This is a genomic window from Actinocrinis sp. (genome assembly GCF_035938995.1).
GTDB lineage: Bacteria > Actinomycetota > Actinomycetes > Streptomycetales > Catenulisporaceae > DASZGI01.
Window position 1 is genome coordinate 1 of sequence record NZ_DASZGI010000192.1, and the last position, 14,644, is coordinate 14,644.

A 14,644-nucleotide genomic window follows, 5' to 3' on the forward strand; every position below is an offset into this window, starting at 1 on the left:
GACTGCGCGGCGGCGGTGGCCGCATCGCCTGCCCAGGCCGACTGGAGCGACGCGTTCGACGTGTTGAGCGTCTGGATGATCTGGTTAAGCGAGCTGTTGACCTGGTTGTACCCGTTGATCTGGTCCTGGATCGCCCCCGGATCCAGCTGCTCGATCTGCTGCTTCGCCCAGGCGACACCGCCGTACTGCTGGACCTGGCTCTGGTTGAACTGGTTCGGCATCTCTCTGGCCTACCCCGCGTGTGTCGGCGTTTCTCGACGGTCGGGTGTCTCGGGCGCTCGCCGGCGTTCCGCTCCGATCCACCCATGGTCTCAGGTGGTCCTAGGTTTTCCCGGTGTTCAAGCGTCCTTCTGGATCTGCGTCATGTCCAGATGCAGATTCGTCTCGGTCGTCGAGTACAGCTGGTGCGTCTTCTGGATCCGGTCGTGCAGGTCCGAGATCTTCTGGTTGACGTCGTCGATCAGGCCGAAGATCGCCTGTTGTACCTGGTTGTGCGCGTCGTTCAGCTTGTAGATCGCCTCGATACCCGAATCTGTTGCACCAAAGTTCGACGATCCGTCGTTCCCGTCTGCGCGCTTTATCCCCATTGGCGCGGCTGTGTGCATAAGGTCGGACGCCGTGTTGTTGTGGTACGTGTTCGGTGCGAGCGGGCTCGTCGTTGCCTGGAAATGGTCCTGGATCAACGCCTGGAGCTTGAGCCTGACCGCTTCGAGCTCCTCCAACTCGACTTTGAAGCTGCTGCCCATCTCGCCGGATCCCCTCGTGTACTGACCGGACTAGTGCGTGCCCCCTGGGACGCCTCCGGACAGCTTATCGAAGGACACCGACATGCAGGAGGCTGGCTACCGAATCGTGTCCGATTTCATGGGGACCGGTACGGTGTCCCGCATACGCGTCGCGCCACGGAGGTTAGCCGGACATGAACGTCAGCCGCCGGTCTCTTCTGGCCGCCGGCCTGGGTACGGTCGCTGCTGGCTGCGGCACGGGGCTTCGAGGCGTTCCAGCGCGGCCGATCGACGCTGCGGCGACCTCGTACGATCCGTACTTTCCAGGGCAGGGCTCTGGCGGCTACCTCGTCAATCACTACGCGCTCGACCTTTCCTACTCCCGGACGGTAGGGGTGATTGCAGGCACAGCGACCGTGCGTATCCTGCCCTTCGCCGCCTTATCAGGCCTCAGCTTGGATCTTTCTTCGGGCATGAGCGTCGTGTCGGTCAAGGTCAACGGCGCTGTCGCCCAGTTCGACCGACGACCGGACAAACTGCACATCCGACCTTCGGCTGTTCTGCCGAGTGGGCGGATGGCGCTGCTTGAGATCGCTTACACCGGGCTGCCGCAGCCCGTGTCGGTCGCGGGTGTGGGGAGCGTCGGCTGGCAGTCGGTTGGGGACGGGGTGGGTGTTCTCTCGCTGCCGATTGGTGCACCCACGTGGTACCCCTGCGCGGACGCTCCAGCGCTTAAGGCTGCTTATGAGATTTCCGTGACCGCGCCGGCCGACCTGACCGTCCTGGCGAACGGCAGGCTCGTGGGTAAGGCATCGCAGAACTTCGGCACCAAATGGACGTATCACCACGACGGCCCGATGGCGCCTTTTCTGACGACCATTCAGATCGGCGATTTCCTCGTGGACACGGCTAACGGACCTAGCGGTATCCAGCTGAGGAATGCGTATCCGCGAAGCCTTGCCAGCGAAGCGTCCTACGATCTCGGGCGGCAGGCGCAGATGCTGAATACGTTCAGCGACCTGTTCGGGTCCTATCCGTTCGACGTCTTCGGCACGGCGGCGCTTGACGGCCTTCCGGTGGCGCACTTCGGCGTGCAGACGCTTGGCCTGCAGCAAAGCTCGCTCATCGACGGCAAGCGCACCAACGAGGACGTGGTCGCGCGCGGTGTTGCGCACCAGTGGTTCGGAGCGAGCGTTTCGCCGGCGACGTGGCGCGACATCTGGCTCTCCTCCGGCTTCGCGACCTATGGCGCATGGCTGTGGTCCGAGAGGTCCGGGCGGTCGAGCGCCGATACCTTAGCGCGTGCGGCAATGGTTCAGTTGCGCGGCATGGCCCAGGACATCGTGCTCGCCGATCCGGGTGCGCGCCGGATCCTCGACTCGCGCGTGGAATTGCGCGGCGCCTGCTTTCTGCATGCGCTGCGGCTGAACATGGGCGATACGAGCTTTTTCCAACTGCTGCACGTGTGGTGCAACCGGAACCAAAGCGGCTCGGCGCAGACGGGCGACTTCACCAACCTCGTCCCCGATGTCTACTCGGGACAGGACCTGACCGATGTGATGACGGACTGGGTGCTGAAGGCCCCACTGCCGGTTTTGCCCGACCAGTCGTAGATTCTCCGGTTTGCCGGATCACAATTCAGTCGCGGCGGGAACACGGAGTCGAACGGGCGCACATGCGTTCCGTAGGATCAGCCGCTCATACTTTCTTAATCTTATGAGAGGGATCATCGTGTCCGATCAATGGGGGCAGCCGCAGCAGAGCGGCGATTGGGCGATGCCTCGGGACGGGGTTCAGCCGCAACCGCAGGCGCAGCAGGCCATGTTCGCGCCGCCGCCGGTTACGGACAGCGGCCAGTTCGGGGCGCCGCAGGCTCAGCCTCAGCCTCAGTTCCAGCAGGGTTTTCCGCAGCAGCCGTACGGGGCTCCGCAGCAGTCCTTCGGCCAGCAGGTGCCCTATGGGTATCCGGTTCAGCAGCAGAAGCAGAGCAACGGTTTCGCGGTCGCCGGCTTCATCCTGTCGCTGCTTCCGCTGCTCGGCCTGATCTTCTCGATCCTCGGTCTGGTGCGCTCCGGCAAGGTCGCCGGGAAGGGCCGCGTCCTGTCGATCGTGGGTCTCGTCCTGTCGATCGTGTTCGCGGTGGTGTACTCGCTCCTGATCGCCAACGTGGCCAAGTCCGCGACGGCACTGGACCCCGGCTGCACCACGGCGGAGAACCGGTTCGCCACCCTCGACTCGCAGATCCAGGCCGACTCCGGCAACATGAACTCGCTGATGGGCGACCTGACGTCGATGCAGCTGGCGCTCCAGGCTTCCGCGAACCAGGCGGTGCACGACAACGTCGAGTCGAAGCTCCAGGCCTCGAGCACGGACCTGCAGGCCACGATCGCCGACCTCAAGGCGCTGCAAGCCGGCACGTCGACTGACTCGACGAAGCTGTCGAACGACCTTCAAGCGTTCCAGACGGATGGCACGGCGCTGGACACGCTCTGCTCTTCGTTCTAGCCGAGTAGCTAAGGCAGCAACGCGCCGTCGCCCGCGATGTGGGCGACGGCGCGTCGTGCTTGCGAGTCGTCGGCGAGGTCTACCGCAACTACCACCGCATGATCCGAAAATATGACGTGAGGGGCGGTGGCGAGTTCATCCGGGGTGGTCCTGGGTGAACTCGAAGGCTGGAATAGGTCGGTGCGGCCTGATCAGCTGGACCGAGGAAGCCTGCGGCGCGTATGCGATGCCGACGCGGTCTGCTCAGCTCGTTGTGTGGCTGCGGCGCGGGGAGAAGGACGGCAGCCCGAGGAAGCCCTCGGCGCGGGCGTAGGCGATGCCGATGCGCGGCAGGTCGGAACTGCGGGAGTAGAGCACGAAGCGTGGCTCCCAGATCGGGCGGTATTTCGCATTCGCGCGATACAGCGACTCGATCTGCCACCAGCGGGAGAAGAACATCAGCACGGCGCGCCAGAGCCTGAGCACCGGCCCCGCGCCCAGCCGCGAACCGCGCTCGAAGACCGAGCGGAACATGGCGAAGTTCAGCGAGATCCGCTCGACGCCGACCTCGGCCGCCCGCTGGATCAGCTCGATCACCATGAACTCGATGACGCCGTTGTCGGATGCCTTATCGCGTCGCATCACGTCGAGGGACAGGCCGTTGCTGCCCCACGGCACGTACGAGAGCAGCGCGCACAGGCGGCCTTCGAAGTCGTGGCATTCGACCATCACGCACTGGCCGTCCGCCGGATCGCCCATGCGACCCAGCGCCATCGAGAAGCCGCGCTCGGTCTCGCCGTAGCGCCAGTGGTCGGCCGCCGCGATCAGGGTCGCGAACTCGTCCTGCGGGATGTCGGCTTGCCGACGGATCCGCGCGGTGTAGCCCGCACGCTTCACCCGGTTGTACGCCTGCCGCACGACCCGCATCGCCCGGCCCTCGAGGGTGAAGTCCGCAGTCTCGACGATCGCCTCGTCGCCCAGCTCGAGCGCGGTCAGGCCGTGCCGCGCGAAGATCGTGCCGCCCTCCTCGCTCGCCCCGGCCACCGCTGGAGCCCAGGCGTGCTGGTAGGCCTCGGTGAGCCACGCGTCGATCGCGCCCGGCCACGCCTCCGGGTCGCCGAGCGGGTCGCCCGAGGCCAGCGACACGCCGCCGACCACCCGATACGTGATCGCGGCCTTCCCGCTCGGCGAGAAGATCACCGCCTTGTCCCGGCGCAGAGCGAAGTAGCCGAGCGAATCGCGTTCCCCGTGCTTGTCGAGGAGGGCGCGCAGGTGCGCCTCGTCGTCCGGGGAGTGCAGCCAGCGGCCGCGTGGGGAGCGGAAGAGCGCGTAGAGCACCAGCAGGAACAGCGCCAGGCTCATCAGGTTGATCAGGACGCCGATCCAGTGCGCGGCGACCAGGCCGTCGACGTCCTGGTCCGAGCCGGCCAGCGAGGCGACCCGCACCAGGACGTAAGTGATCCGGTCGGAAAGCGTGGAATGGCCGGTGGTCGCGAAGAACGTGACCAGCACCGTGCCGATCGCGACGGCCACCGCGCCGCCCCCGAGCAGCACCGCCGCGGCAAGCCGCGGATTGTTCCGGTCGCCCTTGGCGTAGAACTCGCGGCGCCCGAACAGCAGCCCGAACCAGAGCAGCAGTGTGAAGACCGTGGCGACCCAGTTCTCGGGATGGCTGCGGAATTCGGCCAGAGTCATCGCGGAGACGTAAGCCAGCGCGGTGGGCGTGAGCAGAGCCAGGTTGAAGATCCACGCGGCGCGCTTGCGGCGGCGCATCATCACCGCGAGGAAGCCCGCCAGCGCCGCCGAGGTGAAGCCAGCGGTGACGAGATAAGGCGTGAAGTACTCACCAGCGTTGTGCCTATGGATCGAGTTGCCGAACGACACGACGAGGGCGCCGAGCAGATTGACGGCCGCAGCGATCCGCAAGTACCAGACGACATAAGCAGCCGAGGGGCCGCGCAACCTTCCGTTGAAGAGGCCGGGAGACCGCTCGCCCGCCTTGGCCGGGGAGTTGTTGCCCGCCGCGCGTTCCGTCGTGCCCGCCGCCATCGGCCCGTCGCGTCCTTTCTCCGTCGCGTTCCGGTACCCATCCTGACCGACGGATGGTCCTGGACGCGAACCGCCGCGCGCCACGCGCCGAGTTGCTGCTAAAGCCGCGTCGGCACGTGGCGCTCGTGACGCTATGGGTTGGTGCGTGCCTGTGGTGCGGTTAGTTCAGGCTGTCCCAGGTGACGGAGAAGCTAGATCCACCGGACAGGCCGGACGTGGTCGCCTGCGTGGTGCCTGAGGAGTCGACCATGTCGATGCTGTCCCAGTGGGTGTTGCCCAGGCTCGAGCCGTTGACCGTGGCCGACGTGAATGTGGCGGTACCGAAGTCGTCCAGGGGCAGCGGACCGGAGGCGTCGGACGGCGCCTCGGCGATGATCTCCGCCGACGACCGCGGGGCATTGCGCAGCGACTTGGTCACCGAGCGGCTCCAGCCCTGCGTCGAGTCAGCGAGCTTGAGCGTGAACTTGTTCGATCCGACATAGGTCACGGTCGCGGTGATCGTGTCGCCGGGCCGCACCCTGTTGCTGTAGGTCACCGGGAAGGCCGGGAACATTTCGTACCACGCGGAGTACGACGCGGAGCCGCCAGAGCAGTCGGCCTCGGTGCCCGTCTGCTCCACGGAGTTGGAGCTGTAGCCGTCGAGACCGACCCAGAAGCTGGAATACCCGTCGCCCTGGGAGCAGTTGACCGAGGGCTGCCTGAACGTGGTCGACACACTCGTGTAGGTCGAGCCATTGGCCGCGTAACCGGCCCAGTTGGTGCTGGTCGTGGTCGCGTTACGGCTGAATGAGTGAATGAAGAGTGGATGGGCTCCGCCGGCGACGCGCATCGGCGCGTGCAGCAGCGGGGTGGCTGCCGCGAGGGGAGCTGACGCCGGGACAGCGACCGGCGCGACCGCGAGCACGGCCGTTGCGCACATGCGCAAAGAACGGTGGAACGCGTACAAGGGATCTCCTTATCCGTTCCCGCGGCGCGCAGGAACGGCTTGCTGGACGGCCGCTCAGGGCGTGGGTAGCTGCACTCGTGGGTGAAGGCAGCCGAGCGGTCGTTGGTGATCCGGTAGCGCTACCGTGAGGCGAACGCTAATAAGGCCGTGATCAAGCGGCAAGAGGCGATCGAGAAGATTTTCGGTAAAGCCTCTGTTACGCACTGTTTCTGACCGCTGCGCCCCTTAGGTAGACACGGTCCTTAAGGCGCCATGCGCAGCGAACGGGTGTCAGGATGACCCCATGGATCTGCGTATTTTCACCGAGCCGCAGCAGGGTGCTTCCTACGAAACGCTGCTGTCGGTCGCTAAGGCCACTGAGGAACTCGGTTTCGACGGGTTCTTCCGCTCCGACCATTACCTGGCCATGGGCTCCTCGGACGGACTGCCCGGCCCGACGGACGCCTGGGTCACGCTCGCGGGCCTGGCCCGGGAGACCAGCCGGATCCGGCTCGGCACCCTGGTGTCGCCCGCGACGTTCCGCCTGCCCGGTCCGCTCGCGATCCAGGTGGCGCAGGTGGACCAGATGTCGGGCGGGCGGGCCGAGCTGGGCCTGGGCACCGGCTGGTTCGAGGCCGAGCACCGCGCCTACGGGATCGGCTTCCCGGAGCACCGCTTCGGCGCGTTCGAGGAGCAGCTGGAGATCGTGACCGGGCTCTGGGACACGCCAGTGGGTGAGACCTTCTCGTTCCGGGGCGAGCACTACACGCTCGAAGGTTCCCCGGCGCTCCCGAAGCCGGTTCAGACGCCGCACCCGCCGATCATCATCGGCGGCGGAGGTGCCAAGCGGACCCCGCGCCTGGCCGCGGCTTACGCGGCCGAGTACAACTTCGGTTTCGAGGGCCTGGAGCAGGCGGACGCCGCTTACGGCCGGGTGCGTGCCGCAGCGCAGGCGGCGGGGCGGGACGCCGACTCGCTCGTGTACTCCTACGCGGGCCCGGTCGTGTGCGGCCGCACGGACGACGAGGTGGCCCGGCGCGCCGACGCGATCGGCCGGAAGCTGGACGACGAGCTGCGCCAGAGCGGGTTCGTGGGCACGCCCGGCGAGCTGGTGGAGCGGATCGCGGCCGTCCGGGCGATCGGGGTGAGCCGGGTGTACCTGCAGGTCCTGGACCTCGCCGATCTCGACCACCTGGAGCTGCTGGCCGCCGAGGTGGCCCGGCAGCTGGACTGATCCGACAACCGTTGTCATTGTCATATCTCAATACCCTGCTTTGTCGCGCTACCCTGGGCGCATGGAGAACGACGGCGCCCGGGGTCGCGGCGGCCGGCAGTCGGCGGCCCGGCCCGACGAACGCGCAAGTGCCGATGGTCACGGACATGACCACGACCGCGGCCACGACCATGGCGCGGCGGTCGCGGCCGATTCCGACCGGCGCTTCCTGACCGCCGCCCTGGTCCTGATCCTCTGCTACATGGCGGCGGAGGTCGCGCTCGGCCTGGCCGCCCACTCCCTTGCGCTGATCTCCGACGCGGGGCACATGCTCACCGACGCCGCCGCGCTCGTGCTCGCCCTCGCCGCGATGCGGCTCGCCGCTCGGCCTCCCGCCGGCCGGTGGACCTTCGGCTTCAAGCGCGCGGAGATCCTTTCGGCTCAGGCCAACGGGATCACGCTGCTCGTCCTCGTCGTCGTCTTCACCGTCGAGGCGGTTCGGCGGCTGGTCTCGCCGCCGACTGTCGCCGGAGGAGTGGTCGTCGCCACCGCGGCCGCCGGGATCGCCGTCAACGCCGTCGCCGCCTGGCTGATCAGCCGGGCCAACCGGACCAGCCTCAACGTCGAAGGCGCCTTCCAGCACATCCTGAGCGACGCCTGGGCCTTCCTCGCCACCGTCGCGGCCGGCGTGGTCGTGTTGACCACCGGCTTTTCTCGGGCCGACGCGCTCGCCTCGCTCGTCGTCGCGGCGCTTATGGCCAAAGCGGGTTACGGCCTGGTGCGCGAATCGTGGCGGATCTTCCTCGAGGCCGCGCCGGAGGGCCTGGACCCCGCCGCGATCGGCGCCGCGATGGTCTGCGACCCGCAGATCGCAGAGGTGCACGATCTGCACGTCTGGACCATCACCTCCGGATTCCCGGCGCTCTCCGCGCACGTGCTCGTCGAGCCCGGCCACGACTGCCACGCGGTCCAGGGAAGGCTTCAGGATCTGCTGCACTCGCGGTTCGGGATCGACCACGCGACGCTGCAGGTCGATCATGCCGCCGAGCCCGTTCTGACCATAGGTTCCGGCGCCCGAGCGTCACAGGACGATCACAAGGCGAATGGCGCGGCGCATCTGGGCGACTGCCAGCCCTCCTCTTCCGGCAGTTCGGAAGGCTCATCCGAGTGATCCGTCTGATGAGAAGCTCATCAGCCAAAATGTCACGGATAGGTAACGCTTCCTCAGATCCCTTGTCGCACCCGGCAACGCTGGGAGAAAGTCGCAATGCCGGGAGATCGACGGTCTCGCCTGTTTTGGCCGTCGGGCTCACCGGCGCTTCCGGCCGTGGCCGCAAGACGGCTGGGACTGCTGCCGCACGCGTTCGAGGGGCGGGTTGATGATGGATCGGCAGGGACGGCCTCCGGCTTCCGACGTCGAGGTCTGGCTCGCCCGGGAACTGGCTTTCCTCGACGGGATCGAACGCAGGATCCGCCGCCGGGCGGTGTGGGCGCGCCGAAGTCTCTGGATCGGCGTGTCAGTGCTCGCCGCCGCCGTGGGCGCCTGCATCTGGATCTACGCCCTTTCGGTCTGACCCGCTCAGCCGCCCGCCCGTCGCTCCTCCTGGACCGCTGACCTGTTCTGACCCGTTCATGCGTCCGTTTCGGTGATCCATCGTCAGATAGTCACCCGTACGGGCGCCTGACATGTCTAGGATCCGTCCAATAGGGTCACGGGGCAGATGAAGCATCCGAACAGTGTTGGTCGCGCAACCTTCTCCTGCGGAGAAAGCCCCGGCGCGATATGGTGAGACCAGGCGGTGCATTCGGCCACCTCATCCATATCGTGATGTGAGGTGGACCCGCTTACGGGGAAAACAGCGCAGGACTGATGCGAACGGCGGATGCCGTGTTGCCTGGTGCTGCGCTGACGCGATACCGGACAACTGAACAAGCTCAGCTGTGGACGACCACAGCTGGAACGACTCGACGAGGGAGAAGTACCGGAAGAGTACTCAGGCAGATCCGAGTGCTGCTCGCGGGTGGACGCGCAGACCGTGACTCCGTAGGGCTCGGCGATGGCGAAGGACAAGGCCGCTGGGGAAGGCGTACCTCGTCCGACCGACCGCCGACCGAAGGAGACAGTGTCGTGCCTACTCGTGGAGTCCTGTACATCCACTCCGCGCCCCGCGCGCTGTGCCCGCACGTCGAGTGGGCGGTCGCGGGCGTCCTCGGGGTGCGGGTGAGCCTCGACTGGGGCCGCCAGCCCGCCGCCCCGTCGACCTGGCGCGCGGAGCTGCCCTGGTCCGCCGAGCCCGGCACGGCGACCAGGCTCGCCTCCGCTCTGCGCGGCTGGCAGCTGCTGCGCTTCGAGGTGACCGAGGAGCCGTCCGCCGGGGCCGAGGGGGAGCGGTACTCGTCGACCCCCGAGCTCGGCGTGTTCCACGCCGTGACCGGGGTGCACGGCGACATCATGATCTCCGAGGACCGGCTGCGGGCCGCGATGCTGCGGGCCGGGCGCGGGGGCGACCTCGAGTCCGAGCTGCAGGCACTGCTCGGCAGGCCCTGGGACGACGAGCTCGAGCCCTTCCGGTGCGCCGGCGACGGCGCCCCGGTGCGTTGGCTGCACCAGGTGGTGTGACGGCGGCGACGGGCGGGGGCCCGGTACCCGGGCTGCCCGAGCGGGCAGTGTTCGGGCGTTGTGGTAGCTGTTGCGGTAGGTTCCGCAGCACACTAGTTCGGAACCGAACAATGGGCCCGGGGGGAGAATCCGGGGCCGAATAGACAAAGGGGGACGGGCCTCGTGCCGACTCTTCGCAATGTCATCTCCACGCTCGACGCCAACGGCCGCGAGGCCATGGGGCCGGGCGTGCTGCTGTACCACTATCCCGACCCGAACATCCTCAACGGGTCGCTCGTCACGGTCGAGTCGAACCACTACTGCGTCCTCAAGTCGCGCGGCGCGATCCTGAACGTCTACGGCACCGGGCAGCACCAGCTCGAGACGCCGGACAAGCCGCTGTTCGGGTCGATCCAGAAGGCGTTCTACGGCGGCCAGTCGCCGTGGCAGTACGAGGCGCTCTACGTCAACCGGGCCAAGAGCGTCGTGCGGGCCCGCGGCACCGCGCTGTCCCGCGAGATGGCCGAGCTGAACTACGAGGTCGACTACTACATCCACGTCGAGACCGAAGAGGACGCGGTCAAGCTGGTGCAGCACATGCCGCACGAAGGGCACGTGCTCACGGCGGACGCGGTGAACGTGTACGCCGCGCCGGTCGTGGAGCAGGCGGTCAACCAGATCATCCAGCTGACCCCGCTGGAGCAGGTCAACGAGAAGATCACCGACATCGGCGACCTGGTGCGCACCCACCTTCAGGAGTTCCTCGCGGTCTACGGGATCACCCTCAACGACGTCAAGGTGCTGATCGCTCCGCGGGACGAGCGGATGCGCGAGCTGCTCTCGCTGCGGGCGTTCGGGATGACCGAGCAGGAGGCGCTGCGGGCGTACCTGGCCCTCAAGCTCGCCGACCGCGGTCTGCCCACGGCGGTCAACGCGCTCGTCGGCCAGCCGCTGCAGATCGCGCTGCTGCCGGCCGGGGTGCTCGGCGATCTCAGCCAGATCGGCTTCGGCAACGGCGTGACAGGTGCGCGGTAGGGCGGCCGTCATGGTGCACGGCGCATTCGAGCCCCTCGCCGGGGTCGACCACTACACCGAGGCCGGGCGTCTGCGCGCGGACGACCTCGCCGTCCGCGGCCATGCGGCCGAGATGCTGGCGCACGCCGCGCAAGCGCTGATGGCCGCGGCGGCGGAGTACCGGCGGACACACGTGCCGCCGCCGACGCGCGAGCAACCGTTCCCGCCGCCGGAGTTGCTTGAGCCGGCGGTCGTCGCCCGGCGCTGCGCCGACCGGTACGCATCGGTGGCCGACCGCGTGCGCAACGCCGCGTTCCCGCCCGACCCGAAGAAGGCGTGGAAGAAGCTGCGCGGCCCGGGCGCGGCCCGGCTGCTGGACCTGGACCGCAGTCTGGTCGGCCAGGCCGAGTACGCCGCCGCGGTGGTGAACGGAGTGGTGGCTGAGCTGCTGGCCGAGGTTCCGGCCCGGGAGGCGGACGAGGCACTCGCGGCCGTGACGGCGACCCTGGACGAGCGCACCGCGTTTCTCAAGGCTCTGTAACGCTCGGCCGCGCCGCCTGCGCGTCGCGGCCGAGCGCCGGATGAGTCGGACGAGGTGCGGCGCCCCCGTCCGACTCTCCGCGCGGCACCCGATCCTTCGCGGGCGTGTGTTCCCTAACCCTTGTGCAGAACGACCCAGCCGTCGTCCTGGAACACGATCTTGTATCCCCTGGCCACTCTCGCCTGCACGTCGGCCTGCTGCGCCGCGATGCTGGCGAACGGGTACGAGGGCCGCTGGACGTCGGCCAGCACCCACGGGGTCTGCGGGTAATCGCGGTCGCCGGGGAACGACCACATGATCACCTTGTCGCGGTGCAGCAACTGCGGGCCGACCTGGGTCGCCGAGGCGACCAGGACGCCGCTGGGCACGTGCGCGGCGGCGACCTTCGCGGAGACGATGTCGGGCGTACTGGTGTCCCAGAACGCCGCCTCGGTCATGTGGTGCATCGGATACCGGAAGGCCGTGGACCAGGAATAGACCCCGACATACGCGCCGAAAGCGGCGAGAAGGGTCGCCTGGGTGAGCAATCTCATCTGCTCGTTGTGCCGGAACCCGTGGGACGCGGTGAGCCATCTGGCCAGCCGTGCCGCGCCGTCCACGCCGGCGCAGAACACGATCGGCGTCAGGAACGCGTTGTAGTGGTACGGCATCACCCAATAGAGGTGATTGACCGAGAGGAACCGCTCCACGAGGAGAGGTACACCCAAAAGACCGATCGGCGAGAGCACGGCGAGGAAGAGCACCGGCCAGAGCAACATGCCGAGCGTCTGCAGCTTGAGCGGGTCGTCGAACAGGGTCGTCCAGACGCGCCACGGGTCGCCGAGCATCGCGCCGACCGCCTGCCCGGTGTTGGCACCGAACTCGTTGTACGTGAAGTTGCGATCGGAGCTGCCGCCGAACGCGGGCAGCAGGACCCGGTTGACCAGGGCCACCATGCCGAGGCCGAGCGGGACCATGGCCAGGAAGAGGAGCCGGTCGCGGCTTCTCAAGGCCCTGAAAGGCGCCTTCCAATCCCGCACCGTCCGTACGATCAGCCCGCCCCACCGGCGCAGCGTCACGTCCTTCGTCGCCAGGTAGACGCCGAAGACGGCGACCACGAAGCCGAGGTCGTCCTTGACCCCGAGCAGCAGCAGGCTGATCAGGGCCGCCTGGCGCAGCCGGCCCGCCTGGGCCCGCTCGAGCATCCAGGCCAGCACGGGCATGGCGAGGAACACCTCGTGGAACTCGAACCACAGGGCCATCTGGATCGGCCAGGTCACCCCGTAGCCGATGATCACCAGATACGCCGCCAGGGTGGCCGGCCACGGCGCGCGGCGCGCGGCCACCGCCCGCCGGGTGAAGATCCACAGCGGGATGATCGGCAGCGCGGCCAGGATCGCCGTCTCGATCAGCATCGTCTGCGGGCCGTCGTAGATCCAGTACCCGGGCGCCAGGAGCGCGAGCAGCGGGGTGAAGTGGTCAGACAGCTGCAAGGCCCCGGCGCTCGACGTGCTGGTGAGCCCGACGAACGGCGAGTGCGGGCCCATGAAGTGGGCGTATCCGGAGATCGCCTGGTCGTACTCGCCGACGTCGGCGAGACCGTCCTTCAGCGTCGCGTGCAGGGTGAGCAGATAGGCCGAGTACAGGGCCGCGTAGAGGGAGGTGATGACTCCCACGCCGGCGACGTGTGGCCAGCGGCGCGGCGGCCGGACGGCGTCGGCGGGGGCTCCGGTGCCTCCGCTCAGGGCGGTCGTGCTGCTCGCGATGGCGGTCAAGGGGGCGCCTCACTGCTCGGGATCCGCTCGTCGGCCCCCAGTATTGCGCGTCGGGCGTCCGGGTCTGTAGCGGACGCGTAGCACCGGTGTGACGCGGCGAGGAGGGACGAGTCGGCTGTGGAGATTCGACGATCTCGCCGGGTGGTGACGGGGACCGCCGAGCCTTAGAACTCGCGCTGCGCGGCCCCCTTAAGTATCTGGCGGCCGCGTTCGGCGAGCGTCTCGGCGGCGGCCGGTGTGCAGCCCACCCGCTCGGCCAGTTCCGGGTAGGTGATCCGGTCGAACCGGCGCGGGTCGGTCAGCTCGGCTGCCGCGATCGCCTGGTAGGTGCCGGCCCGGTCGGCGGCGTAGCGGAACGCGTCGGCCAGCGCCGTGGCCCGGTGCAGGAGCTCACCGGCGTCGGTGATCTCGTCCAGACCGAAGAATCGCGCCGTCTCGGGTTCGGGGACCGCGGGGTCGAACAACAACGGCACCGGGCGTGTCCTGGGCTGCTCCTTCACCCGTTCAGCTTCTCACGGCGGGCGGCCAGTACGGCGCGTAGCAGCGGCGGAACCTGTTCGGGCGCCGCTAGTCGCAGGTCGGCACGTTCCGTGAGCGACACGACGGCGCCGTCCGCGTTGGCGATCGCGACGCGCACGGCGTGGAAGCCGGGCCGGCGCGCGAGTTCGTCGAGCGCGGCGTAGGCGGGCAGATCGCCGAGGTCGTCGCCGAAGTACCAGGCGCCGGACAGGGATTGCGCGGCAGTCCGCACCACGGCGCCCTTGTCGGTGTCCACCGGCGGCTTGAGTTCCACGACCATCCGGCCGCGCTGGAGCTTGAGCCCATACGAATCCGCCCGCGCTGTAGCCCATTCCTCGATGGCGGGTTGTAGCTCCGGCGTGGTGCGGTAGTGCAGCGCGCAGGACAGCCGCTTGTCCTCGATCAGCGCGGTGGGGAACGTCGCACGCGCCTCGTCCACGATGCGCGCCATCAGCGGCAGGTAGGGCACTGCCTCGGGTGCGGTGGCCACCGTGCGGCCGCCGTCCGCCGAGTATTCGAGGCCGTACAAGCCGTGCAGATGGAGGCCGGGGACGTGGCCGAGGCGGTCGCCGAGGAACCCGACGGGACGCGCCGAGACCACCGCAACGAGCGCCGCCTCGCCGGCGAGGGCGGCGAGGGCGTCCACCGCGTCGGGAACGGGGACCACGGCCTCTGGGTCTTCGCCGATGGGGGAGAGCGTGCCGTCGAAGTCGAAGAAGAAGCCATAGCCGTCGAGCCGAGCAGCGGAGTCGGCGATGGCGGCGCGCCCGGATTCCGTGCTCGCGATGTCGGTCGTCGCGGTGCGTTGCGTCTCAGTCACC

At 68.3% G+C, this 14,644-nt stretch carries 15 protein-coding genes; 8 read left to right on the plus strand and 7 right to left on the minus strand.

What is annotated here, in order from left to right:
* Together VGZ32_RS13715 and VGZ32_RS13720 are read right to left on the minus strand one after the other, a co-directional pair.
* Window positions 1–221 (minus strand): hypothetical protein (locus tag VGZ32_RS13715; RefSeq protein WP_326886380.1); only part of this gene is annotated, 221 nt, incomplete at its 3' end.
* 117 nt (window positions 222–338) lie between these two features.
* Window positions 339–746, minus strand: coding sequence for a hypothetical protein (locus tag VGZ32_RS13720; protein WP_326886381.1), 408 nt, complete (start codon window positions 744–746; stop codon window positions 339–341).
* Window positions 747–919: 173 nt separating this feature from the next.
* On the opposite strand from VGZ32_RS13720, the gene VGZ32_RS13725 reads away from it, so the two are divergent.
* Both VGZ32_RS13725 and VGZ32_RS13730 read left to right on the plus strand, forming a co-directional pair.
* The gene (locus VGZ32_RS13725) at window positions 920–2,338 is read left to right on the plus strand and encodes a M1 family metallopeptidase (protein ID WP_326886383.1); all 1,419 of its coding nucleotides are present in this window, start codon (window positions 920–922) and stop codon (window positions 2,336–2,338) included.
* 118 nt (window positions 2,339–2,456) lie between these two features.
* Window positions 2,457–3,230 carry a hypothetical protein gene (locus tag VGZ32_RS13730; RefSeq protein ID WP_326886384.1) on the plus strand — a complete coding sequence of 258 codons (774 nt, stop codon included), beginning with the start codon at window positions 2,457–2,459 and terminating at the stop codon, window positions 3,228–3,230.
* A 243-nt stretch (window positions 3,231–3,473) separates the two neighbouring features.
* On the opposite strand, the gene VGZ32_RS13735 is transcribed toward VGZ32_RS13730, so the two are convergent.
* Together VGZ32_RS13735 and VGZ32_RS13740 are read right to left on the minus strand one after the other, a co-directional pair.
* Window positions 3,474–5,258 (minus strand): phosphatidylglycerol lysyltransferase domain-containing protein, encoded by a 1,785-nt coding sequence (locus VGZ32_RS13735; RefSeq protein WP_326886385.1) that lies wholly within the window; start codon window positions 5,256–5,258, stop codon window positions 3,474–3,476.
* A 160-nt stretch (window positions 5,259–5,418) separates the two neighbouring features.
* Window positions 5,419–6,177 carry a G1 family glutamic endopeptidase gene (locus VGZ32_RS13740; protein WP_326886387.1) on the minus strand — a complete coding sequence of 253 codons (759 nt, stop codon included), beginning with the start codon at window positions 6,175–6,177 and terminating at the stop codon, window positions 5,419–5,421.
* 310 nt (window positions 6,178–6,487) lie between these two features.
* On the opposite strand from VGZ32_RS13740, the gene VGZ32_RS13745 reads away from it, so the two are divergent.
* The 6 genes from VGZ32_RS13745 (at window position 6,488) to VGZ32_RS13770 (ending at window position 11,550) form a co-directional block, all read left to right on the plus strand.
* Entirely contained in the window at window positions 6,488–7,417 is a 930-nt protein-coding gene (locus tag VGZ32_RS13745) for an LLM class F420-dependent oxidoreductase (RefSeq protein ID WP_326886388.1), read from the plus strand.
* Between the two features lie 61 nt (window positions 7,418–7,478).
* Window positions 7,479–8,567 (plus strand): cation diffusion facilitator family transporter, encoded by a 1,089-nt coding sequence (locus VGZ32_RS13750; protein WP_326886389.1) that lies wholly within the window; start codon window positions 7,479–7,481, stop codon window positions 8,565–8,567.
* Between the two features lie 208 nt (window positions 8,568–8,775).
* Window positions 8,776–8,970 (plus strand): hypothetical protein, encoded by a 195-nt coding sequence (locus tag VGZ32_RS13755; protein ID WP_326886390.1) that lies wholly within the window; start codon window positions 8,776–8,778, stop codon window positions 8,968–8,970.
* A gap of 554 nt (window positions 8,971–9,524) precedes the next feature.
* Window positions 9,525–10,016 (plus strand): DUF3145 domain-containing protein, encoded by a 492-nt coding sequence (locus VGZ32_RS13760; protein ID WP_326886391.1) that lies wholly within the window; start codon window positions 9,525–9,527, stop codon window positions 10,014–10,016.
* 162 nt (window positions 10,017–10,178) lie between these two features.
* The gene (locus VGZ32_RS13765; RefSeq protein WP_326886392.1) at window positions 10,179–11,030 is read left to right on the plus strand and encodes an SPFH domain-containing protein; all 852 of its coding nucleotides are present in this window, start codon (window positions 10,179–10,181) and stop codon (window positions 11,028–11,030) included.
* Between the two features lie 10 nt (window positions 11,031–11,040).
* Window positions 11,041–11,550, plus strand: a complete 510-nt coding sequence (locus VGZ32_RS13770; protein WP_326886393.1) for a hypothetical protein — start codon at window positions 11,041–11,043, stop codon at window positions 11,548–11,550.
* Between the two features lie 113 nt (window positions 11,551–11,663).
* Here VGZ32_RS13770 and VGZ32_RS13775 read toward each other — a convergent pair whose 3' ends face one another.
* The 3 genes from VGZ32_RS13775 to otsB form a co-directional block, all read right to left on the minus strand.
* Window positions 11,664–13,304 carry a DUF2079 domain-containing protein gene (locus tag VGZ32_RS13775; RefSeq protein WP_326886394.1) on the minus strand — a complete coding sequence of 547 codons (1,641 nt, stop codon included), beginning with the start codon at window positions 13,302–13,304 and terminating at the stop codon, window positions 11,664–11,666.
* A 164-nt stretch (window positions 13,305–13,468) separates the two neighbouring features.
* The gene (locus tag VGZ32_RS13780) at window positions 13,469–13,804 is read right to left on the minus strand and encodes a hypothetical protein (RefSeq protein ID WP_326886395.1); all 336 of its coding nucleotides are present in this window, start codon (window positions 13,802–13,804) and stop codon (window positions 13,469–13,471) included.
* Window positions 13,801–14,643 (minus strand): trehalose-phosphatase, encoded by an 843-nt coding sequence (gene otsB, locus VGZ32_RS13785; RefSeq protein WP_326886396.1) that lies wholly within the window; start codon window positions 14,641–14,643, stop codon window positions 13,801–13,803. The genes VGZ32_RS13780 and otsB overlap by 4 nt, the downstream gene beginning before the upstream one ends.
* Window position 14,644 lies beyond the last annotated feature (1 nt).

Excerpts from the sequence above, each read along its gene's own strand:
- VGZ32_RS13745 (WP_326886388.1), top strand. The coding sequence starts at position 6,488 with ATGGATCTGCGTATTTTCACCGAGCCGCAGCAGGGTGCTTCCTACGAA.
- VGZ32_RS13725 (WP_326886383.1), top strand. The coding sequence starts at position 920 with ATGAACGTCAGCCGCCGGTCTCTTCTGGCCGCCGGCCTGGGTACGGTC.
- VGZ32_RS13740 (WP_326886387.1), bottom strand. The coding sequence starts at position 6,177 with ATGTGCGCAACGGCCGTGCTCGCGGTCGCGCCGGTCGCTGTCCCGGCG.
- VGZ32_RS13750 (WP_326886389.1), top strand. The coding sequence starts at position 7,479 with ATGGAGAACGACGGCGCCCGGGGTCGCGGCGGCCGGCAGTCGGCGGCC.
- VGZ32_RS13755 (WP_326886390.1), top strand. The coding sequence starts at position 8,776 with ATGATGGATCGGCAGGGACGGCCTCCGGCTTCCGACGTCGAGGTCTGG.
- VGZ32_RS13735 (WP_326886385.1), bottom strand. The coding sequence starts at position 5,258 with ATGGCGGCGGGCACGACGGAACGCGCGGCGGGCAACAACTCCCCGGCC.
- VGZ32_RS13720 (WP_326886381.1), bottom strand. The coding sequence starts at position 746 with ATGGGCAGCAGCTTCAAAGTCGAGTTGGAGGAGCTCGAAGCGGTCAGG.
- VGZ32_RS13770 (WP_326886393.1), top strand. The coding sequence starts at position 11,041 with ATGGTGCACGGCGCATTCGAGCCCCTCGCCGGGGTCGACCACTACACC.